The sequence below is a fragment of the Leptolyngbya sp. BC1307 genome (assembly GCF_002286735.1).
Classification (GTDB): domain Bacteria; phylum Cyanobacteriota; class Cyanobacteriia; order Phormidesmidales; family Phormidesmidaceae; genus Phormidesmis.
Window position 1 is genome coordinate 60,000 of record NZ_NRTA01000005.1, and the last position, 21,064, is coordinate 81,063.

Annotated in this window: 20 protein-coding genes; 10 read left to right on the top strand and 10 right to left on the bottom strand. The window is 48.6% G+C overall.

Annotated features, from left to right (window positions below; all coding sequences use genetic code 11):
- Positions 1 to 192: 192 nt before the first annotated feature.
- Positions 193 to 2,004, top strand: a complete 1,812-nt coding sequence (gene pyk / locus CKL79_RS04650) for a pyruvate kinase (protein ID WP_121968428.1) — start codon at positions 193 to 195, stop codon at positions 2,002 to 2,004.
- Positions 2,005 to 2,022: 18 nt separating this feature from the next.
- On the opposite strand, the gene CKL79_RS04655 is transcribed toward pyk, so the two are convergent.
- From CKL79_RS04655 to CKL79_RS04675, 5 genes are all read right to left on the bottom strand, one after another.
- On the bottom strand, positions 2,023 to 2,772 hold the full coding sequence (locus CKL79_RS04655) for a carbonic anhydrase (protein WP_121968429.1): 750 nt from the start codon (positions 2,770 to 2,772) through the stop codon (positions 2,023 to 2,025).
- Positions 2,773 to 3,056: 284 nt separating this feature from the next.
- Positions 3,057 to 3,338, bottom strand: coding sequence for a hypothetical protein (locus tag CKL79_RS23420; protein WP_205878993.1), 282 nt, complete (start codon positions 3,336 to 3,338; stop codon positions 3,057 to 3,059).
- A gap of 218 nt (positions 3,339 to 3,556) precedes the next feature.
- Positions 3,557 to 4,546: a methyltransferase domain-containing protein gene (locus CKL79_RS04665; protein WP_121968430.1), complete on the bottom strand. Its 990-nt coding sequence runs from the start codon at positions 4,544 to 4,546 to the stop codon at positions 3,557 to 3,559.
- Between the two features lie 155 nt (positions 4,547 to 4,701).
- The gene (locus CKL79_RS04670) at positions 4,702 to 5,184 is read right to left on the bottom strand and encodes a HEPN domain-containing protein (protein WP_121968431.1); all 483 of its coding nucleotides are present in this window, start codon (positions 5,182 to 5,184) and stop codon (positions 4,702 to 4,704) included.
- 6 nt (positions 5,185 to 5,190) lie between these two features.
- Positions 5,191 to 6,279, bottom strand: coding sequence for a DUF262 domain-containing protein (locus CKL79_RS04675; RefSeq protein ID WP_205878994.1), 1,089 nt, complete (start codon positions 6,277 to 6,279; stop codon positions 5,191 to 5,193).
- 203 nt (positions 6,280 to 6,482) lie between these two features.
- On the opposite strand from CKL79_RS04675, the gene CKL79_RS04680 reads away from it, so the two are divergent.
- Complete coding sequence (locus CKL79_RS04680) at positions 6,483 to 7,778, top strand: divalent metal cation transporter (RefSeq protein WP_141242150.1); 1,296 nt, start codon at positions 6,483 to 6,485, stop codon at positions 7,776 to 7,778.
- A gap of 27 nt (positions 7,779 to 7,805) precedes the next feature.
- Here the strand turns inward: CKL79_RS04680 and CKL79_RS04685 are convergent, their stop codons facing one another.
- Together CKL79_RS04685 and argS are read right to left on the bottom strand one after the other, a co-directional pair.
- A complete protein-coding gene (locus CKL79_RS04685) occupies positions 7,806 to 8,456 on the bottom strand; it encodes a hypothetical protein (RefSeq protein ID WP_121968433.1) in 651 nt (216 codons plus the stop codon).
- Positions 8,457 to 8,529: 73 nt separating this feature from the next.
- Positions 8,530 to 10,287, bottom strand: a complete 1,758-nt coding sequence (gene argS, locus CKL79_RS04690; RefSeq protein WP_121968533.1) for an arginine--tRNA ligase — start codon at positions 10,285 to 10,287, stop codon at positions 8,530 to 8,532.
- A 99-nt stretch (positions 10,288 to 10,386) separates the two neighbouring features.
- Between argS and mug the strand changes: the two genes are divergently transcribed.
- Positions 10,387 to 10,929: a G/U mismatch-specific DNA glycosylase gene (gene mug / locus CKL79_RS04695; protein ID WP_121968434.1), complete on the top strand. Its 543-nt coding sequence runs from the start codon at positions 10,387 to 10,389 to the stop codon at positions 10,927 to 10,929.
- A gap of 53 nt (positions 10,930 to 10,982) precedes the next feature.
- Here mug and CKL79_RS04700 read toward each other — a convergent pair whose 3' ends face one another.
- Positions 10,983 to 11,636, bottom strand: a complete 654-nt coding sequence (locus tag CKL79_RS04700; RefSeq protein WP_121968435.1) for a Uma2 family endonuclease — start codon at positions 11,634 to 11,636, stop codon at positions 10,983 to 10,985.
- Between the two features lie 16 nt (positions 11,637 to 11,652).
- Positions 11,653 to 12,183: a peptide deformylase gene (def, locus tag CKL79_RS04705; RefSeq protein WP_121968436.1), complete on the bottom strand. Its 531-nt coding sequence runs from the start codon at positions 12,181 to 12,183 to the stop codon at positions 11,653 to 11,655.
- Between the two features lie 179 nt (positions 12,184 to 12,362).
- Here def and CKL79_RS04710 point away from each other — a divergent pair, with 179 nt between their 5' ends.
- From CKL79_RS04710 to CKL79_RS04740, 7 genes are all read left to right on the top strand, one after another.
- Positions 12,363 to 12,692: a hypothetical protein gene (locus tag CKL79_RS04710; protein ID WP_121968437.1), complete on the top strand. Its 330-nt coding sequence runs from the start codon at positions 12,363 to 12,365 to the stop codon at positions 12,690 to 12,692.
- A gap of 370 nt (positions 12,693 to 13,062) precedes the next feature.
- Positions 13,063 to 14,058 carry a site-specific DNA-methyltransferase gene (locus CKL79_RS04715; RefSeq protein ID WP_121968438.1) on the top strand — a complete coding sequence of 332 codons (996 nt, stop codon included), beginning with the start codon at positions 13,063 to 13,065 and terminating at the stop codon, positions 14,056 to 14,058.
- Entirely contained in the window at positions 14,058 to 16,139 is a 2,082-nt protein-coding gene (locus tag CKL79_RS04720) for a DUF87 domain-containing protein (RefSeq protein ID WP_121968439.1), read from the top strand. Before CKL79_RS04715 ends, CKL79_RS04720 begins: the two co-directional genes overlap by 1 nt.
- 64 nt (positions 16,140 to 16,203) lie before the next feature.
- Positions 16,204 to 17,505 (top strand): DNA double-strand break repair nuclease NurA, encoded by a 1,302-nt coding sequence (locus CKL79_RS04725; protein WP_205878995.1) that lies wholly within the window; start codon positions 16,204 to 16,206, stop codon positions 17,503 to 17,505.
- A 391-nt stretch (positions 17,506 to 17,896) separates the two neighbouring features.
- Positions 17,897 to 18,235 carry a DUF6883 domain-containing protein gene (locus CKL79_RS04730; RefSeq protein WP_121968441.1) on the top strand — a complete coding sequence of 113 codons (339 nt, stop codon included), beginning with the start codon at positions 17,897 to 17,899 and terminating at the stop codon, positions 18,233 to 18,235.
- Between the two features lie 9 nt (positions 18,236 to 18,244).
- The gene (locus tag CKL79_RS04735; protein WP_121968442.1) at positions 18,245 to 18,643 is read left to right on the top strand and encodes a DUF2281 domain-containing protein; all 399 of its coding nucleotides are present in this window, start codon (positions 18,245 to 18,247) and stop codon (positions 18,641 to 18,643) included.
- Positions 18,644 to 19,420: 777 nt separating this feature from the next.
- Positions 19,421 to 19,660 carry a hypothetical protein gene (locus tag CKL79_RS04740; RefSeq protein ID WP_170943971.1) on the top strand — a complete coding sequence of 80 codons (240 nt, stop codon included), beginning with the start codon at positions 19,421 to 19,423 and terminating at the stop codon, positions 19,658 to 19,660.
- A 94-nt stretch (positions 19,661 to 19,754) separates the two neighbouring features.
- Here CKL79_RS04740 and CKL79_RS04745 read toward each other — a convergent pair whose 3' ends face one another.
- Positions 19,755 to 20,969 (bottom strand): D-Ala-D-Ala carboxypeptidase family metallohydrolase, encoded by a 1,215-nt coding sequence (locus tag CKL79_RS04745; RefSeq protein ID WP_121968443.1) that lies wholly within the window; start codon positions 20,967 to 20,969, stop codon positions 19,755 to 19,757.
- Positions 20,970 to 21,064 lie beyond the last annotated feature (95 nt).

The following is a 21,064-nucleotide window of genomic DNA, read 5'->3' on the forward strand; positions in this document are numbered from 1 at the left end:
CACTTAAAGACTCACTATATAGTCTATTCTCCTCATATTGTGGCCTAATCGGTAACTATTTTGCGAATTGCCGATCACTATAAAAATGAGTGAGGGCGCTGGTTTTATGAGCGACTCCCTGCAATGGATGGGGCCTCGCAATGGTATCGTTTGAGCAGATATGAACCTTTGTATTTTCACTAAAAAAAGCGTATGCGATTTTCCTCAGGAGAGGCTCCACTAGCGCGCCCCGCCCTGCGCCGAACTAAAATCGTCGCAACCATCGGCCCTGCTACTCAAGATGCAGATACGCTGAGAGCCTTGATCGAGGCGGGCGCAACCACGCTACGCCTTAACTTTTCGCACGGCGATCAAGAAAGCCATCGCCAAAATATTCAGCTAATTCGTCAGATCTCTTTCGAGCTTAAGCAGCCTGTCGGAATTTTGCAAGATTTGCAGGGGCCTAAAATCCGACTCGGCAGGTTTGAAGCAGGCTCTATTCAGCTGGCTAAAGGAGATAGCTTTATCCTCACTAGCCGCAACATTGCCGGTACGCAAACCGAAAGCTCTGTCACCTACGAACCCCTGGTCGAGGAAGTGCCATTAGACGCCACTATTTTGCTAGATGACGGCAAGGTGGAGATGAAAGTGGTGGGCAAAGACATGGAGCAGCGCAACTTGCTCTGTGAAGTGGTGGTTGGCGGTAAGCTCTCTAACAGCAAAGGCGTCAACTTCCCGGGCGTCTATCTGTCGATTAAAGCGCTGACGGATAAGGATCGCAAAGATCTGCTGTTTGGGCTGAATCAAAACGTAGACTGGGTAGCGCTGAGCTTTGTGCGCAATCCGCAAGATGTCTTAGAGATCAAAGAGATCATTCAAAACACAACGAGTCGCCGGGTGCCGGTGATTGTGAAAATTGAAAAGCACGAGGCGATTGAGCAGATGGATGCCATCTTATCGCTGTCGGATGGGGTGATGGTGGCTCGGGGTGACTTGGGCGTAGAGCTACCGGCTGAAGATGTGCCCGTTCTGCAAAAGCGGCTGATTGCTACGGCCAATCGCTTGGGCATTCCAGTCATTACGGCGACTCAGATGCTTGATAGCATGGTCGATAGCCCGCGCCCGACTCGCGCTGAGGTCTCTGATGTCGCCAATGCAATTTTTGACGGGACTGATGCGGTGATGCTCTCGAATGAGACGGCTGTGGGTCAGTACCCAGTTGAGGCCGTCGCGACGATGGCGCGGATTGCGCTACGCACTGAAAAAGAGCAGCTAAGGCGGGTCGTTGATGACATTGGCAAGAGCCATACCATTCCCAATGCCATCAGCCAGGCGGTGGGGCAAATTGCCTCTCAGCTCAAAGCCTCGGCGATTATGACCATGACCCGCACGGGGGCAACCGCTCGCAACGTTTCAAAATTTCGGCCCCAAGCGCCGATCTTGGCAGTGACGCCCTTGGTAGATGTCTCCCGGCAGCTGCAGGTGGTGTGGGGGGTGAATACGCTGCTGGTAGCCGATTTGCCGTCTACTGGGCAGACTTTTCAAGCAGCGCTAAACGTTGCTCAGGAAGCCTCATTTTTGCAAGATGGCGATCTGGTGGTGATGACGGCAGGCACTTCGCAGGGAGTCGCCGGATCGACCGACCTGATCAAGGTAGAGGTGGTGACAGCAGTGCTGGGCAAGGGGCGCGGTATTGGCGAGGGATCCGTTAGCGGTCGGGCTCGCATTGCTCACGATACGGCGGCTGTGAAGGATTTTCACACGGGCGAAATTTTGGTGGTGCCGCGCACTAGCGCTGACTATATCGATGCGATTCGCCGAGCGGGTGGCATTATCACTGAAGATGACAGCCTCACCAGTCACGCGGCGGTGTTGGGGCTGCGGCTAGGCATTCCGGTGATTGTCGGGGTGCAGAGAGCGACCGAGATTATCCGTAATGGAACGATGGTCACGCTAGATGTGAGCAAAGGGATGGTCTGCGCAGGCGCGTTTTATTCCCCTCAGTCAGAGATTGCCCTGGGTTGAGGGGTGCGCTCCGGTCAGCTAGCGGTGATAGAAGGCAGGGGAGCCCCGATAGATGCGATCGCGCTGCCCTTGGGGCAGTCTAGGCGATCTGGGGTCGCTGTCGGTCTGGTCAGACAGTTCCTGATTGCTGTTGTCGTAAGACTCTAGCAATTGGAACGGTGTCACGAAGATGTGGTTCTTGCGGTCGTAGGTAAGGACGGAGCCATCTTCGATGTTGTAGATCCAGCCGTGGAGGGCAATTTCGTTTTTGTGGAGGTGCGATCGCACCGAAGGATACGTCCGCAAGTTATCGATCTGGGTCAGCACATTTTCCGCTATCAGAGTTGCCAGCTTTTCCTGCTGGCCCAGATGCCCGTAATGCTCCTCAACCATCTCACGAGTGCCCTCGGTATGCTTCAGCCAGTTGTAAACCAGTGGCATTTTGTGCTCTAGCTCGCCCACTTGCAGCAGCCCCTTCATCGCCCCGCAGGTGGTGTGCCCGCAAACGATAATATGCTCAACCTCCAGCGACTTAATGGCGTATTCAATCGTGGCCCCTTCGCCGCCGTTGGTCGCTCCGTAGGGCGGGATGATGTTACCGGCATTTCGAATCACGAACAGATCACCCAGGTTAGACTGGGTAATCAGCTCGGGCTGCACCCGCGAATCGGAGCAGGTGATGAAAAGCACCCGAGGATGCTGCCCCTGCGCCAGCTCTTGCAGTAACTCCTTATGTTTAGGAACGTAGCTGCTCTGAAATTCGCGCAGCCCTTTGATCAAATCTTTCATAGCCTTGGCCCTTATCTCACCCCTCTATAATCTCACGCTGAGAGGCGATGAACCTTTGAAAATTTGATGCTGCGCTAGTCCTGCGAGCAGAGGCGACAAATCTTGCTTCTAACTTGTGATTGGCCGAAATCATACATAGGGCTAGACCGTTATCCGCATAGATTGCATATCTGTATTTCAGTGTGGTCTGTTTCGGGTTCAGCTACGGTGAAAAAGTAATAGCAAAGCGCGAACGCATCCACGCTTTGCTATTACTTCAGTACGTTTTAAGTAGCGCCAAACAGCTATCCTCTCGACGAAGACACACCTGCTAGCATCTCTTCCATCTGCTCAGCTGATACTTCTTCAAATCCATAGTGATCGTCCGCTGTAATTGGCCTCAGCCTGTTCTCATCAGCGTTGATACAGCGGCGATCGGAGACGTGACTACAAACCCTGGCATACAGCCGCTCACGACTGCCCGGCTTGCCAAAAGAGAAATGAACCGTATCTTTTTGATCAATGCGGACGCCGCAAAGTGAGCAGGTTTGGCAAGGTGAGGAGACTCGCTTAGCATCTAAACTCATAGCAATATCTGAGATAACGTCTTTGATGTACCCAGACATTAACAATACTTAACAAGATCCGACTGTGCCCATAGCAAGAATCTCGCTAGGGCTTTTTTCTGCCTACCTGTACAGGCATCCATATCGTTTTATCGCTCTCCAGGGAGAAATCGTGAGACCTGTAACAGCGAATACAGCCTTCCGTCACGAGCTGAAAAACAAGTCATGACAGCCGACCGTTATCGCATCTTGATCTCTGCTGAGGCAGCACTTTGAACAGTTGCTGATGGCACATTTGCCCGCACTGCTCGAAACATGCCAAACCGACACAGGCCGTTGCCAAACGCCAGACGCATGAGTAGCAGCGTCGGCACCTCTCGCACAGATTTGATAAATCCAGCCGGGCCAAACTTCACCAATCCCTGCGGACGGATGATGCCCTGCCAAATCGAATCTATCCAGGAAGGCAGCGTCTCTCTCGACCAATCGGCTGTGTCTACCGGACCCTTCACCAGACCAGTCGCCTCCAGCAGCTCCGAGAAGCCTTCAATGCTCGAAAATTCAGGATGGGACCATTGGTCGAGCAGTTGCCTCATCACCGGCTTTTCCCACCAGTTCAGCGGGCGATGGCGGTCATCTCGCTGGTTCCAGTCGGCTACGACCAATACACCGCCCGGCTTTAGCACCCGCAGCAGTTCCTTAGCAAATACAGCCTTATCAGGCATATGCGGCCCGGCCTCTACCGACCAAACCACATCAAAGCTCTCATCGGGAAAAGACAGCGCCATCGCATCATCTACTATGAACTTTGCGCTCAACCCCTCAGGCGTTAGCTGCTGGGCTCGCGCTACCTGGCCTGGGCTGATTGTCACCGCCGTCACATCAAAACCGTAGTCGTTTGCCAGTAGCCGACTGCTGCCACCGATCCCACAGCCCACGTCGAGCAGGGTGGTTCCCGGCGCACACCTGTCCAATCCGCCCCACTTCACCATTTCGTGAACAAAATCGTATTTAGCGGCCCGAAAATCTTTTTGGCGGAGCGGTGACCCGTAGTGACCCAGGTGAATGTGCTCTCCCCAATAAAATTCTAAAATGCCGTCTTGAGTCCACTCGTCGTAAGAATTAGCCACTGAATCGGCGGAGTCATAGCGCCGGGCCGTGAGTAAGTAGGCTGCGATCGCACCTATCAACAACAAAATTATTAAAATAGGCATGAGAAGTATGTTCATTTTTTGAGAGTGCTACTTTTTTATCTTGCACTGCCTTTGCAGTACGAACCATAAGGCCCAGAAACATCTATGAATATAGGAGAAAAGGGTCGAAGAAGCTGTAGCAAGTAAATATGTGAAAGACACAGAGAAAAAGCTACCAGTGCTACCCTTATTCAAAAGATAGGATTGCTACCTTCAATAACTGTAGCCATGGCAGATAAAATTTTAATAGCAGATACCTTAGCTTCCTTTAACTCTCGAAAGGTAATCTGAACGCCACCTCTGTGGGCGACATCGTGCCTATTGCTGACGGCGTTATTATATCGAGTAACTTCTGCATCATCTAACAAATCATTAAATTTATTCTTTTCCTCCTCCCCAAAGAATCCCACAAAACTTGCTATCTCTTTTTTACTAACACTGCGTAAAACACGATTACAAACTGTAGAAACAAAAGCAGATATTTGCCTATCGCTTATTGTATCTGCGCGTCTCTTGACAATGGCATATATTTCTTGTTGAACATCTGCGCAAAGAATAACTAGCGCGTATTGCACAAGGTATGACTCTATGGGTGAGCCGTACCCGCCGGAGCTTTCAAGAAAGGACTCGCAGTCGTCGATAATCGTCTGAGTTTTCAGTAAGGGCGCTGGCATAACGAACTATCGTACTGTGCCAAAGATATTGATTGCTTTTTGAAACCTTAGCTTGAGAGTTTCCTTGTCGCTTGTGTTTTTAGTAGCGTGGTCAATATACTCGGCATCATCTGTTAGATTACTGAAAGCCAATTTAAAATCTTCTTCACTAAGATCAAGCCTTCTCAAGATTGCCGCCATCACAGAATCTAAAACTGCGTAATTCAACCTCCCACGAAGATGGAAGGGCTTTTCTCCAAGGGCCTTTACTATTTTTTCAGTGACTTCAAAGAAATCGTCTTTTTCTCGCTGGATAGTGAGTGAAAGAGCATCTTCCGAAAGCTTGCGTTGGGAAGCTATATAATTGTTGAGAAATCTCTTCATTGGTTTCTCATACTTTTCGTGCCTGTACATTAGCGATAGTACACGCAAGACTAATTCCACATCACGCAACCTCTTGTCAACCTTCGATTTGCCTAGGATTCGTCTCCAAGAGTCATTTTGATTTAATTCTTCGAGATGCGTAAAGTATCGTCCGGAATAAACACACTTTCTGATCTCCATTGGGTTGAGATTCATCCCACCCGTGTTCAGCCGTTCGAATATGTGATAAATACTGGAATCATCTTCTGGGTCTAATTGCTGAACAACCGTGGCTCTAAGTACAGTATCGTCTAACTGAAACTTGTCGGATTCATCCAGATCTGCATAAGTTTTTCCCTCCCACTTAGGATTTATATTCTTCAACCGAAAGCTTCGCTCATCAAATTCATTCTTAAAGAATCGAACAGCAGAGATAATTCTTTGCTGTCCATCGATCACTTGTAGCCGATTCGTGCCTCTTTCTTTGTACAGGAAAACTCCTGGCACAGGAAGCCCCAGTAGGAATGATTCGATTAATTTGCTAGCTTTAACTTGATCCCACACGTAAGAGCGTTGAAAGGGAGGGATTTGCAATTGTCCACTATTATATTTATCTAAATAGCCCTTCAAAGTGAAATCGGCTGGGTAGTAAGATATCTGATAGGAAATAACGTCTTGCTCTTGAGATTCCGGCATTTCAGTCGGCTCAACTTCCCAGGTTTCATCCAATTCGCTTTCCATAGTTTCATTCATCTGAGTACCTAATAATGGCCGACTGCACATTTATATCCATCTAATAAAACGAGTTGTACTATTTCAAATCCTGCAAAAAGTCTGCTATGTTCACTAGGCTTTTTACCGAGGTTAGTATCTATAAATTCTAACAGTACACTTCCTTGATATTATAAATTCTAACAGGTGTTCAAAGCCGTAGCTGTTTACAGAGGTAGGCCGTAGTGACATTAGCTACAGGAAAACGTCGCCTCAAGTTCTCCCTATCACAGCTAGGCCCAGGCATGCTGATGGCGGGCGCGGCGATTGGCGTTTCTCACCTGGTGCAGAGTACGCGGGCTGGGGCACTGTACGGCTGGGGGGCACTGGTCTTTGTGCTGCTGGCTAATCTGATGAAATATCCGTTTTACGAGTATGGCCACCGATATGCAGCCGCTTCCGGCCAAAATCTGATTCAGGCGTATCGGCAGCAGGGTAAGCGGGTTTTTATTCCGTTTTTGGCTATCAGCGTCGTGAGCGCGGTGGGAAGCTTTGCAGTAGATGCGTTTGTCGCGGCGATGCTGCTGCAATATCTATGGCTGCCTGAGGTTTCGGCGACGATTTTGGCGGTGGGCGTGCTGCTCTTTTGCTGGGGGCTGATTGCGGTAGGGCGCTATCGCCTATTTGAGCAGATTACCAAGTGGTGCGTGATCTTTCTCTCGGTAGCGACTGTTGCCGCAGTGGTGATGGCAATTTCTACGACGTTTGCGTTGGCATCGACTGCTAGCGAGGCTTCCATAACACTGGAAGTTGCTAATACAACAATATATCAGCATAGCTCGGTTTTCTCCTGGTCAGCGGTGCCGTTTCTGGTCGCCTTTATGGGCTGGATGCCGGGTGGATTGGAGCTTTCGATCTGGCAGTCGCTGTGGGTGCAGGCCGATGGCGTAGAAAAAGGCGAGGCGACTTCTCTAGAGGCAGCGAGCTTTGATTTTAACTTTGGCTATGTGCTAACGGTGGTTTTGGCCTGCTTGTTTTTGACGCTGGGGACGCTGACGCTGCCTGAGCAAGGATTGGCGGATGAGCCTGCGGTCTTTGCTGGTCAGCTCGTGGGCATGTATACCAGCTACATTGGCGTGTGGGCGGAGCCGGTGATTGGGCTGTGTGCGATCGCTGCCATCTTCTCCACCACCTTTACCGTTGTAGACGCCTATCCTCGCACGCTAGAAGCAGGCTTACACGAGCTGATGCCCAACACCAAAGCCAGCACTTTCCCAATTCGGCAGGCCATAGCTCTCACCCTAATCGCCTTAGCCGCTCTACTGCTCACCGTCTTCACCGCCGGATTTGAGCCGCTGATAGACACGATTACGATCATCGCCTTCGGGGCTGCCCCCTTTTACGCCTGGCTAAACATGCGCAGCATTCGCACGCTAGCGATAGAGGATCAGCCCCAACCCTGGCTTTCTCGGCTAGCGGTCGTAGGGTTTCTCTATCTATCAGGATTCAGTCTGGTCTTCATCGCACTAGAGCTGGCATAGCCCCTTCCTCTCAGCTATTTATAGCTTTTATAGCTTCTGAAACCGGCGCTTAGAGACCTTGCGCAAATACAAAAATACCGACTGCGCTGACAAATACAGATGGATCATCGTCGGAATCATGGCTGAAAATCCCATCATTACCCCAAAGTAGATGTTCTTTATATTCTGCCGACCGGTCGGATCTTTGACCGCGTCGGTGAGACGGTTTTCGTACTTGGCGGAGCTTTCTACCAACGACTGAGACGAGTGTTGCAGCGTGCCTACCAACCAGCCCGATATCGAAAAGACCATCAGCACCCAGAACGTGGCGACAATGGCAATCAGCACATCGATGCTGAGGTGAGCAATGTAGCTAGGCAGTGAAGTCGTTTTCAGCGCTCGTCGCGCAATCCACACGGTGATAAAAAAAGAAAAGCTGTCAAACAGCGCCCCTAAAAAGCCCACCGGAAACTGCATGAGCATGTATTCGAAGCGCTCATTCCCAAAGGCTTCTTGCGGATAAGCCGTCAAAATCGCGATCCAGTAGCAGCTCATGTTGAGCAGCATGAAAAAGATAAACAGCTTTGGGAAAAATGATGTTAGGCTACCGCGCTTACGGGCATAAAAATTCAGCAGCCTTTCAAGTGACCTGCGCCAGATTGCCATGATCGGGCGAATGCTCAAGCTTTGATTCTTCATAGCGCAGCGAACACAATGGGTAAACAAGGGTGAGGCAGACTACACCTTAACCTCCCCAACGGTAATCGTCTGCCTACATGCGCTCTAATACATCAATTCCTAACAAATGCAAGCCTAGCTTGAGCGACCTGGCCGTCAAGTCACACAAAATCAATCGCGATGTGCGCAGCGGCTCTTCTGCCTGTAGTACCGAGCAGCGGTCATAGAACTGGTTAAACTTTTGGCTCAGCTCAAACAGGTATTGGCATAGACGATTGGGCAGTAGCTCGGTTTCTACTTCAGTGAGCACTTCATCTAACCCTAATAAATGCTTTGCCAAGGTAAACTCACTTTCTTCAGTCAGGTTGATCTCAGCGTCAAGCATCGAAAAGTCTATCTCCCCTTTGCGGCTGATGCCCTGCACGCGAACGTAGGCATACATCATGTAGGGGGCCGTATTGCCCTGCAGTGCCAGCATTTTGTCGTAGCTAAAGGTGTAGTCGCTAACGCGATTTTGGCTGAGGTCAGCGTATTTAATTGCGCCGATGCCTACTTTTTCTGCCGCGTTCTGGATAAACTCTTCAGTTTCGGTTCTCTCTTCAGCTTTTAGACGCTGTTCTATGTCGCTGCGAGTACGGGCGATCGCCTCATCCAACAAATCTTTTAGCGGCACCGCCTCCCCCGAACGAGACTTCAGTCGCTTACCGTCTTCACCCTGCACCAAGCCAAAAGGCGCATAGCTCAGCTCTACCGTCTCTGGAATCCATCCCGCTCGCCGTGCCACCTGAAATATTTGAGAGAAATGGTTAGATTGTCCGGCATCTGTCGTATAGATAATGCGGTCTACATTGTCTTCATTGATGCGGTAGCGAAGTGCCGCCAGATCTGTTGTAGCGTAGTTGTAACCACCATTCGACTTTTGAACAATCATGGGCAGCGGATCGCCGTCTTTGTTCGTAAAGCCTTCTAAGAAAACGCATTTGGCTCCGTCATCTTCTACCAGCAAACCGGCTTTGTCTAGATCTGTGATGACATCGGGCAAATACGGATTATAAAAAGACTCCCCGCGATCAACAATGTCTGCGGAAATATTCAACAGATCATAGATTTTGCGATAGGAGCGCTTAGAAAGCTGACAAACTCGCTTCCAGGCTTCTATCACTTCCGGATCGCCTGCCTGCAATTTCACCACTGCCTGCCGCGCATTCTCTTTGAACGTGTCATCGGTATCAAAGCGCTGCTTAGCCTGCCGGTAAAACGTCGCTAAATCACCCGAGGAAGAAGCTTCTGCGGCTTCCTGCGGATCGGGATAAGCTTCTTGCAAATAAGCGATCAGCATTCCAAAAGGCGTTCCCCAATCGCCAATGTGACTCACTTTCAGTACATCGTGACCTAAAAACTCCACCACCTTAGCAAAGCACTCACCGATCACCGCCGGTCGCAAATGGCCGACGTGCATTTCTTTGGCAATATTTGGGCTAGGGTAGTCAACGATAATTTTCTGAGGCGGGTTGGCCTTAGCGATACCGAGGCGATCGCTCCCATGCACTTCTTTGAGCTGCTGTTCTAGATACGCTGTCTTCAGCTTAAAGTTAATGAAACCTGGCCCTGCGATAGAAGGCGGTTCGCAAAAGTCTGCAACGTCTAAATTTTCGGTGATTTGAGTAGCGATCGCCCTCGGATTGCTTTTCAGCGGCTTCGCCAGCGACATCGCCACGTTCGCCTGATAGTCGCCAAACTTCGGATTATTGGTACTCACCAGCAGCGGATCGGTATGGGCATATTCTTCACCAAACGCTGCTGCCAAAGCAGCCTGCACCCGATTTTGGAGTTCGTTTAGCGTGGATTTCATAATGCGATCGCCCGCCCCAGGCATAACTAGACATTCACAACACAGACCCTACAATAATAGACTCCCGCCCACAGGTGTATCCCCTTTCCCTACCTCCCCATGCCCACCCCCCGCCCCACCCAAGCCGAAATTCTCGCTGCTCACGGCCAAACCATGCCCGATATCATCGCGCCCAACCTCAAAGTCCTCTTCTGCGGCATCAACCCCAGCCTCTACAGCGTCGTCATCGGCCATCACTTCGGCAGACCCGGCAACCGCTTTTGGAAAGCCCTGCACAAAGCTGGCATCACTCCGCGCCTGTACGACCCTAGCGAAGACGCCTCACTGATAGCCCTCGGTTACGGCATCACCAACATGGCTCCTCGCGCCACCGCCCGCGCCGACGAACTCAGCAAAGCCGAAATCCAAGCAGGCCGCGAACTCCTTGCCGCCAAAATTCAAAAATACCAGCCTAAATGCCTTGCCTTCTTGGGCATCACCGCCTACCGCATCGCCTTCGCTCAGCCCAAAGCCAAAATCGGCCCCCAGCCCGACTGGGAAGGCACTCAAGTATGGGCTTTACCGAACCCTAGCGGCCTGAATGCTCACTATCAGGTAGACGGTTTGGCTGAAGTGTATAGCTGGTTGCTAGCGTTGACATAGTGGATAGTGAAACACCGAGCTACGCAGAAAGGTAAATTTCACTACAGGTAGGACTAACCAGCCGTCGCTATTTGCTCAAGTACCCACTGCCGAAATTCCTTCTTTGCTTTACGGTGATTGCTAGTACGTGCCTTTCTCACGTACCTCCCGACGGCTTCTTTGATGGGCCATCCGGGAAATAATGGGCTTTCGTATTTCTCGACATACTCGCCCGCTTCTAAACAATCAATTCTCAAGCATCCCTGGTCGTAGCGCCACAGCTCGGCAACGCCTAGCCCCTTGTAGGCTTCTAGCTGGGTTTTAGAAGTCAAATCCACTTCAATGGCTAGCTCTGGCGGCGGATCAATGTCTAGATCTATGCGTAGCTTTCCTGCCATCCTGTCGGCGTACGTTAAGTAAAAGCAGTCATCAGGCTCTACAGCCTTTAACATCTTTTCATTCTTGAAAGTCGTGGAACCGTAGGATATATAGTCTCTCTCTAGTTCATCTAATAGAACTTCAACACAGCGCCCGATGCAAACTTTATCAATTTCATGGGCTGGCAATGGTGACACGATGGATAGAACTCCGTCACTGTAAGCAATCCGTGTGTTTCGGTTCTCACCTAGATCTTGAAGAATCTCCTCCAGCTCAGACCAGCTCACGTCTTGAATCTCAATAGTCTGGCCTTCTGGCACTCTGAGTTGTTTTACCTGAAGCGCTACCATAACCGGTCTACCTCTGCTAACCGCAGACAATTTGCGAATGATACTCGGCTTCACTCATAAGATCTAGGGTGCTTTCTACGCGATCTAAAAAGACTTTACCGTTGATGTGATCGTACTCGTGCTGAATGATGCGGGCAACGAAATCGGTGAATACTTTTTGTTGCTGCTCGCCGTGACGGTCGGTGTAGACAATCTCAATTTCTTTGGAGCGCTTCACCTTGCCGCGCAGTCCTGGTACGCTCAGGCACCCTTCCCAACCTTCGACCTGCTCGTCGGAATAGGCCATAATTTGAGGATTGATCATGGGGGTGGGCTCCATGACGGGCGCGTGCAGATAGCGCAGGTTTGGCCGCGAGGCGACGACAAATAGCCGCAGGCTCTCAGAGACTTGCGGGGCGGCAATGCCGACACCGTTGGCCTTGGCTGTGGTTTTGATCAGGTTGTCTATGAGCTTTTGGATGGCCGGGGCTTGGATGTTTTGAATGGGGTGGGCGGGCGATCGCAACACCGGATTGCCTAACTCTGCGACTGCTAATACTTTGGCCATAGCGTGAACCGTTGCTATTCAGTCACAGTTTAGCAAACGTCAGCATTGAGAGGAGTAAAACAGCTTAATTTTCAGCGTTTATCAGAACTGAGCTAAAGCGCTGGAAAACCGAGACGGAGCCGATTCCTATCAGCGGATTTTTTCAGCAGAGGCTAGAGCGATCGCAGCGGTTTGACAGGGTGCAATCAGATGATGGGAAACTGCTGCTGATTGATGCTATCTGCGAAGAGTGGCTACAGGGGACGCGGCGACTGAAAATATTGAAGGGTGCGTACCTGGATGGCGAAAATGTCTGCGGGAATGTTAACTATCTTATTGCTGAGCGGTGTGTGTATTTGGTGAATCCTTTTGGCTGTGTGATTCAGGCGAATAATGATGACTTTGAGCGCGGTGAGGCTCAGTGCCTGGTGGTGATGCAGACGTGCCAGTGGGCAAGTCAGCAATCAGGCAAGGCGACCAATATATACGGTGCTGTCACCGACGGAAAGTGGTGGAATTTTATCGACTAGAGGCGGGAGGCGAGATGAGGAGGTCATTGATGTCTGGGGCTGGGTATATGGTGGGTTTGCTGGGACAGGTGAGAGCTTTTTTTGAGCTTTGCGAACACAACCTGGTCTGAGTCTAGAGTTCGCAGCGGTCTGCCTTGTCAGACAAGATCTAGTTTGACAGAGATGCTACAGTTTGAATGCTAGCAAATTTTATTTTTGTAAAATTCAGCTAACCAAAACACGCAAGCGTCGGAGTAAATGGGTGTGTTACATTAGCCTGGATAAGAGTACTTCAGTGAACAGCCCTAAGGGCTTTCGGTTACTTGATGATTTTCCCGATCAGATATAGATATATGACATTTACTACCAGTATTAAACGTTTCTACTGCAAATGAAAAGAGAACTCTACAAAACAAAACTAGGAAAGCTTTTAGTTGGGGATTCTTTAGAAATTTCAAAAGGCTATTTAAGCAGATATTACAGAAATAAATTTCAGCTCATAATTACGTCGCCGCCTTTTCCTCTAAATGAGAAGAAGAAGTATGGGAATTTACAGGGCGATGAATATCTGAATTGGTTCGTAAGTCTTGCTCCAGTTTTTAGTGAGCTACTTACTGAAGATGGATCGTTGGTGATAGAAATAGGTAACTCATGGGAGAAAGGAAGACCGGTACAATCGCTATTGCATCTTAAGTGCCTTTTAGGTCTGGTAAACGATTCTAATTCCGACTTGAGGCTCATACAAGAATTTATCTCTTATAATCCTTCTCGTTTGCCGTCGCCAGCTCAATGGGTTACGGTGAACAGAATACGTACTGTAGATAGCTACACACATGTGTGGTGGATAGCCAAAAGCGATTTCCCGAAAGCTAACAACTCAAAAGTTTTGCGTCCTTACAGCAAGAGGATGAAGAAGTTGATTGATACAAAGAAGTTCAATTCGGGAAGAAGACCTTCTCAGCATCATCTGAGTCCGAAAGCTTTCGCAAAGGACAATGGAGGCAGTATTGCTCACAATCTATTTGAACTTGAGGAAATAGACGATAGCAGGGAAGTTCGCTTGCCGCACAGCGTATTAAGGTTCTCTAATACAAACTCAAACGATTATTACTTTCGCAAGTGTCGAGAGGAGGGGAAGACACCGCATCCCGCTAGAATGCACCCTGGGTTGGTCAGCTTCTTCACTGAGTTTTTGACAGATAAGAATGATTTAATTTTAGATCCATTTGCTGGAAGTAACACCGCTGGATACATAGCCGAGAAATTGGGAAGGAAGTGGATCGCAGTAGAGATTAATAAAGACTATGCACTCGACTCAATAGTTCGTTTCCAAGATCCAAGTTTGAACGCAGCTTTGAAAATTGAGTCCCCACAAGGAGCAGCCTAATGTTAGAAGAAAGAATTAAAGGTATTGCTAGCATTGACATCTTCGACAAGGGGCGTAACGAAGACTTGTTTGTAGGTCGGCCCTTTTACCTTGATTATGAGAAAGCCAGAATACTCATATCTGATGCATGGAAGCATCGTGTCAAAGGTATTCCTCAAGGTACTTTCCTACTAGCTTTCTACGACGGAGAGGATGGTGTCTCTGAGGCACTGCTTTTAAGGGCTCTGATACCATCGAAACTGCCTACGGATAATGACGTAGTTAGCTCAATGATTGAGTATTACAAGGAAGGCACTGACATAAGTGGTAGAGCTGGCAACCCGAAGGAGAGTAAGCTGGATGACTTTACAAGGTATGAGTTTAGCTTCTCAGGTCTTGAATGCCGTGTACTTGGTGCTTTTTATAAAACGAAAGAGACAATTACTGTTGATGGTGACGAAGAGGCAAAAGAAGGGTTAGAGTTTGGAGCGGATTTAGAGAACTTCTACTCAGCTAACAACTATAGTGTCTATAAAGCAACCGGTGACGTCCTGAAGAAGATAGTTAACCAGAGAGATTCCGAACTCATTGCTGGCAACGAGAACGAGTTTAGAATTGGGCATGTTCGTTACAGCTCCAGCCGTCGTTTTCAATCAACTGAAGCGCCTGTGGAAGTGTTTATAAGTCCGCAAGACTTTATCGGTAAAAGGACTGCTTTGTTTGGCATGACAAGAACAGGTAAATCCAACACGGTCAAGAAGATAATAGAAGCGACTGCGGAAATATCAAGCAAAGCGCATTCGAAGGAGCTTCCTGAGACCAAAAATGAACAGAGTCCGTTCACGGATGAAGGTGCTCCACAATATTCTGTGGGTCAGATCATATTTGACGTCAACGGTGAATATGCGAATCCAAATCTGCAAGATGATGGCACCGCAATCTTTGAGCTTTATGAGAACAACGTAGATCGATATTCCATTGTGGATAAAACTGACATGGGTTTCAAAGTTCTCAAAATCAATTTCTATAAGGAGATACAGGCAGGCTTCAAGCTGATCTCTAGTGGCTTGTCAGACCAGAGTAGTAATTATATAAAGAGTTTCCTTGCTATTGATCTTGTTGAGCCCGAGAACTACAAGAAACCGCTGAAAGATAAGACCAGCGATGAGCGCAATGCGGCTATCGCTTATGACAAAAAAATAGCGATTTATAAATGCTGCTTGGTAGGCGCTAGATTCAAACTACCCCCAGCTTCGAATACAGTTAAATTTTACGGTGATGCCGACACTATAAACGAGATTGTGCCGACCATAAAACCTCACAATGGAATAACTATCGAACAGGCTACCCATTGGTTTCAAGAAGTTTTTGAGGCCATGGGTAACAAGGAACATCAGGGCAAGTTCGACAAGTACAAGGAAAAGAAAGATAAAGACTTTTTTGATGAAGATATGGTAGCACTACTTACTTTCCTTACTAGAAAGTCTGGCCCCGGGCAGAAAGCAACCTACAGTGGTTTCCGGTTACTTAGACAATTCATCGATCTTCATACAGAATTGTCTGAGACATCCTTTGAAGAAGAGATTCTTAAAGCTTTGAGGAAAGGTAGAATTGTCATTATTGACCTGGCACAAGGTGACGAGAAAATTAGAAACTTGTACTCAGATAAGATAACAAAGAAAATTTTTGACGATTCAATGCGACGCTTCACTAAAACTCTGCCGAACAACCATATTCAGTTCTATTTCGAGGAAGCGCACAATCTTTTCCCCAAAAAAGAAGAAAAGGATTTAAGCGACGTATACAATCGCTTAGCAAAAGAAGGCGCAAAGCTTCATCTTGGCATGACTTACGCTACGCAGGAGGTTAGCTCTATTAGTTCAAATATCCTCAAGAATACTCAAAATTGGTTTATTGCTCATTTGAACAATGAGGATGAGCTTAAAGAGCTGAGGAAGTATTATGACTTCTCCGATTTCATTTCATCTCTATTAAGGTTCAGTGCTGGAAATGATAAGGGTTTTGTACGAATGAAAACTTACACTAATCCATTCGTTGTACCAGTACAGATAGATAGATTCTTAGCAAACAGAGGCTCTTGATATGGGTATAACTAGCCGAAGCCATAAGCCGAGTGAGTGGGCGTCTAAAGCCAATCACACTCATTTGATAAAAGATCCGTTCATACAGAGTTTTATCAAGACCTGCAAGTTTCCCAAAGAAGCCTCGGAAATAGAAGAAGCAGATAAGGAACTAATTCAGGATCTCGATGAAGATATAGTTAACCCTATCAAGCATATCCTTGCAGTTGATGGGGGTTACACAACCGTTGAAGTAAAAAAAAGCTTTCCCTCCTCTCAAATCGCGTTTTTTCAATTTGGCGCTGTGCTTTTTAGTGTCGAAGACTTGGAAGAACTATCTGAAAAGCCTTTCATATTTCCAGAAGATATGAACAAGCTACACGATCTTCAGCGATTTAAACTCGCTTTGCCAATTAAGAACGTAATCTCTGGAAATGAGCTATCCCTTAAAGACTCCGTCAGAAAGACAATCTATGACTTTTTCATGAGGGATAGAGATAGCTCAAATTTCATGGCAACGCTGAAGTGGCTTGTTTTTGAGGAATATAAAGCTCACTCATCTGAGATCTATGATTTAGGTACCGATCCTAATCTCGAACCAGGCGAGAAAGGAGGTGTCGAATTGAAAAGATCTCAAATGAAGAGCGATTATACTTTTGACACATCTAACGGCCCAGTGTTTCTGACTGACATTTTTAGGCTCCACGAGGCCGTAGATGAAGAACAGGGCGCTGGAGGCATACTCGGTTACGTCACACGCCTAATTGAGCAGATAGTTATTGTTCACTTTATTAGAGTCATATACAAACATCAAAGAAGCCTATTAAACAACTTTTTGTTCATTGCTGACGGACCTTTGAGTTTTTCGGGCCAGACTGCGAATATGCATAAGCTTTTCAGAGAGCTTTGCAAATTTCTGCAAGAAAGCAATAACTTGTTTTTGGTAGGATTAGAAAAAAGTGGGCCCTTCGTAGACCACGCTCAAGAGATCTGTCTACCAAGACAAGGGCAAGTGATCCTAAAAGGCGGGCAATACTTGATTCTGAGCAATGACTACATATATAAGTACGTGACACCCGGAGATTCTGAGAAGATGCACTATGGGATTACGTCTTACTATAGCGGGAAAATAATTTTTCATTCTTCGGACAATCAAGTCTTTGTATTGTCCATTCCCACTGCGGATAAAGACATTATCAAGGCTCCTCAAAAATTTCTTTATAGGAACCTCGACGAGATACTGATCAATATCCAGAAGTTGAAATGTGATATGTACGATGATGCGATAGTACCTATCGCTTTAGTAAACAAGCTAGTATCTCTAGCAAATCATCCAAGTAAAATCTTACTCGAAAAATTCGCACTAAAATCTGCAAGCAGTTTGTAGAGGGAGCAGAGTAGAGTCGCTCATCATGAATCCGCTTTAGCCACTCTCGCATCGTCAGCATTTATCACGGCGAAGTGCGAGAGGCGATTGAGACTATTAGCAGCCTTGAGCAAGCATTGAGGACGCCTCAAAATTCGTAGACAAGTATTCGTAGACAAGTAACTGTGCGACAATAGCTAATGGCACCGCCACAAATTAATCAGCCCATACATCAAGCGCTGGCTAGAATACTGCCTGCAAGCCGAACGGGAACAGGACGAAAATCCTACTCCCACAGTCCAACGACTACTCAAGCTTAAGTCGGAGAACATCTCGTTTTGATTGGGGCGATCGCTAGCATCAACGAATTCGGCGATCAAACCATACTCAAAAGACCCAAAATTCAACCATCATGGTAGTTGAACGTCTAGAAGTCCCTATCGCTAAGGGTGAGTATCTTCTCAACAACGCGACTCCTCCCGGGAAAGGGGGCGATAAGCGAAAGTTCTGGCGTGAAATCTTAGGTTTCAATAGTCCAGAAGCCGTTTGCGAAGCAATCCTGGCTCAGGCCACGCCTGATCAACTCGAAGCGACTGAGCCTAACGCCCAAGGTCAGCGCTACCAAGCTATCATTTTCATCACGGGGCCATCTGGCAAAACTAAGCGTATCAAAACGATTTGGATAGTGCTAACGGGAGAAACCATCGCCCGATTTGTGACCGCAGTCCCCCAAAGACGTAAGCAGACGTAAGAGGTAACCATGAACCAATTTCAACTGTTTGACTCCGTAAAGCTCAAGGAAGAGATTCCGCTAGAAGACGGTGGCACCGCCCCAGAAGGCTGCGTTGGCTCAATTGTCGAAGTCTTCAATAACGGCGAAGCCTACATGGTCGAGCTATTTGGCGGATGGGTAACCGATACTGAGGACGGCGACTTTACTGCGAGCACCCCTGAAGCAGCCGACTCCTTTATGGAAACCATCGGCGTAGAAACGGTCATGCCTCAACAAATTCGCTTAGTCACACCCGCTAGAGAAGCCGTCGGCGTACGCGCTCAGCTTTTAGCACTGGTCAATGAATTACCCGAAAACACGCTTGAAGAAGTCAGAGACTTTGCTGAATTTCTCAAGCAAAAACGAACAGAAGCAAAAGCCTCCTAACTCAGCGCTTTACCTGGGTGCAGGTGCTTCCCGCCGTTTGGCAAGAAGTTACCGCTTGGGCACGTTCTCAAAATCATCAAGCCCCAAACCCACCGCTTCGTTTTCGCTTCTTCGCCGATTTAGCTTGCTGCGCTAAGGCTGCAAAGCCTCGCTGGTCTTGCAGCCTCAACCGATGGCTCCGCTGCCGTTGATAAGTCTTAACTGAATCTGCTAGAGGATGCTCTGGGTCGATAATGAGGTGGGTGAAATGGCGCTGTCATAGTCATCAATGGTCATACGGTTTTATCTTTCCTAAAGTTCGACTTTACTGCACAGACTATCTCAATCAAAAGGGCCAGTCGAGGGGTTGGCTAACCAGAACTCGGGCGGATGGCTCTAGTTTACCGGAGAGCCTATCTAGCGCCCACTTCTATCAATTGGCAAAAAAGGGAATGTGTTGAATAGCGTTGGCGTCGCCGTTGTAAGGAGAGAAACCGCTCCCCAAATATCAATGTCCCGTAACAATTTGCAGGTTGATTCTGCGTAGAAATGCGCTTATTATCGTTTCTATGGTTGCGATCGCGTATCGCATCCTACTCAGAACTCAACATGACTTAGCGCCATCGGCAGGTGCTACGAACACCTACCGACGGCTAACCCCCAGGATTAGCAGGCAATCCCGGACGCTAAGGGTAAATGTAACCCCTAGCCACCCCGATTTGCACGTCATCTCTGCGGGCGGCTAAGGATTTGCGAGTTCTGGGTTTCGACCCATACACTCGGAAACCCAGAACCCCTATGTTTATCCCCTCCTCTCAGGGCGCAGCCGCGTTCACCCCTTCATTTGCCGAAAAGTCCACCGCGCAGCCCGAACCCGTTCGCCATATGCTGATTGGCACTGCCCCCGCCGTGCTAGCCACCATCAAGCACCTGCACAAACTTCGCTACGCCGACCCCAACGACTGGAGCTTGCCCATGCCCACCGGTCGCCCAAGTGAAGTAATGGCCATATTAACCAAGCGAGTCAGCTTAGAATAGTCACTTTAGCGCCGTTCGGCTGAGATCTCGACCGCGAACCCAGCCGACTATGGGATTTGCCTCTCAGATAGCAAAGGAACTGCCGAACTGCCGTCTAATACCCATAGCTCCATCGGGCATAGTAACCGCGTGTGTCGATATGGGTGAAGATAGACGAGCTAGCTAGGCCGCCCCGAGAGCCCCACCATCTATTTAGCCGGGAATATACAGTGGAGGAACCAAGGCCAATGACCACAAAATCGATAGCGTCGCCAGACATGTGACGAGAAAACCTAGCTCCGCCGACAGCCGCGTTAGACGCCGGGTCGCGATACCAGGAATTGACTCGAATAGGGCGATTGCCCAGCCGAGAACGCACTTCTTCCATCACCCGCGCAATCCGAATGATGCCATAGACCACATCGCGGTTGACCGGAATGCGGCTACCGTTTCTGGTTGCCTCCGCCCAGGTAAAGTTACCGTTTGGGATAATCGGCTCTGAGAGATAAAAAGTACTGCTGAAGCCCGGTAGCCGAAACGGGCCTGTGGGTTTATCCGGATCTGGTTCTGGAGTGGGGGGTTCAGGAATAGGTGGCTTAGGCGGTTCAGGAACGGGCTGTGGCGTGTTATCGGGCGGATTGCCTTCGATGACGATATCCGGGGCATAGGCGTACCAGGTTTTGAGTTGGCGATCGCCCAACCCCGTATTCGACAGCACTACCCGCACATGGTTGCCGGTCGCCTTTTCGCTATCGACGATTTCAAACTCAGTCCCATTCTTGACGAACACTTTTTCGGCGCTGGTGAGCTGAGAAGAAAAAACCGGCCTGAGCTTAAACAGCGTATCGCTGATGACCTTAAGCGTGACGATAGAACCGCTCACCCGCACATCGGGCTGATAGGCATACCAGGTATTGCGGTTGAGTGGGCCTAAAAACTTATTGGCCAGCGCTACTTTGAAGTGATTGTTGGCTGCTGGTAGGTAAGACTGCAAATCGAACTGAGTACCGTTTTTGACAAAGATCTTGTCCGCATCTGAGAGCTGAGAGGAAACCACAGGCCGCTGCTTAAACAGCGTATCGCTCACCACCACCAGCTTTACCGGTGACGCCTGAATTTCGATATCCGGGTTATAGCCGTACCATATCCGCTGACCATTCAGGGTTTCATTCGCTAGCACCAGCCGCGTATGGTCACCCTCAGCTTCGGTATAAGAAATCACCTCAAACTCAGTGCCATTTTTGACAAAGACCTTCTCTGAATTTGCCAGCTGTCCCGACAGCTTGGGCCTGAGCTTAAAAAGCGTGTCGCTAACCACTTTGACTTTCACTGTAAACGCAGCTCCCTATAATGAACGAAGACCGTCTTCAAAGGCTTTAACCCCGCCGGTTAATGAGAACCTATCCCCTCTAGATAAAATATCAC

Coding starts and splice junctions, on each gene's coding strand:
- CKL79_RS04685 (WP_121968433.1), bottom strand. CDS start 8,456: ATGAAGAATCAAAGCTTGAGCATTCGCCCGATCATGGCAATCTGGCGC.
- pyk (WP_121968428.1), top strand. CDS start 193: ATGCGATTTTCCTCAGGAGAGGCTCCACTAGCGCGCCCCGCCCTGCGC.
- CKL79_RS04700 (WP_121968435.1), bottom strand. CDS start 11,636: ATGGTAGCGCTTCAGGTAAAACAACTCAGAGTGCCAGAAGGCCAGACT.
- mug (WP_121968434.1), top strand. CDS start 10,387: ATGCCCACCCCCCGCCCCACCCAAGCCGAAATTCTCGCTGCTCACGGC.
- CKL79_RS23420 (WP_205878993.1), bottom strand. CDS start 3,338: ATGAGTTTAGATGCTAAGCGAGTCTCCTCACCTTGCCAAACCTGCTCA.
- CKL79_RS04675 (WP_205878994.1), bottom strand. CDS start 6,279: ATGAATGAAACTATGGAAAGCGAATTGGATGAAACCTGGGAAGTTGAG.
- CKL79_RS04655 (WP_121968429.1), bottom strand. CDS start 2,772: ATGAAAGATTTGATCAAAGGGCTGCGCGAATTTCAGAGCAGCTACGTT.
- argS (WP_121968533.1), bottom strand. CDS start 10,287: ATGAAATCCACGCTAAACGAACTCCAAAATCGGGTGCAGGCTGCTTTG.
- CKL79_RS04720 (WP_121968439.1), top strand. CDS start 14,058: ATGTTAGAAGAAAGAATTAAAGGTATTGCTAGCATTGACATCTTCGAC.
- CKL79_RS04730 (WP_121968441.1), top strand. CDS start 17,897: ATGGTAGTTGAACGTCTAGAAGTCCCTATCGCTAAGGGTGAGTATCTT.
- CKL79_RS04670 (WP_121968431.1), bottom strand. CDS start 5,184: ATGCCAGCGCCCTTACTGAAAACTCAGACGATTATCGACGACTGCGAG.
- CKL79_RS04740 (WP_170943971.1), top strand. CDS start 19,421: ATGTTTATCCCCTCCTCTCAGGGCGCAGCCGCGTTCACCCCTTCATTT.
- def (WP_121968436.1), bottom strand. CDS start 12,183: ATGGCCAAAGTATTAGCAGTCGCAGAGTTAGGCAATCCGGTGTTGCGA.
- CKL79_RS04665 (WP_121968430.1), bottom strand. CDS start 4,546: ATGAACATACTTCTCATGCCTATTTTAATAATTTTGTTGTTGATAGGT.
- CKL79_RS04715 (WP_121968438.1), top strand. CDS start 13,063: ATGAAAAGAGAACTCTACAAAACAAAACTAGGAAAGCTTTTAGTTGGG.
- CKL79_RS04735 (WP_121968442.1), top strand. CDS start 18,245: ATGAACCAATTTCAACTGTTTGACTCCGTAAAGCTCAAGGAAGAGATT.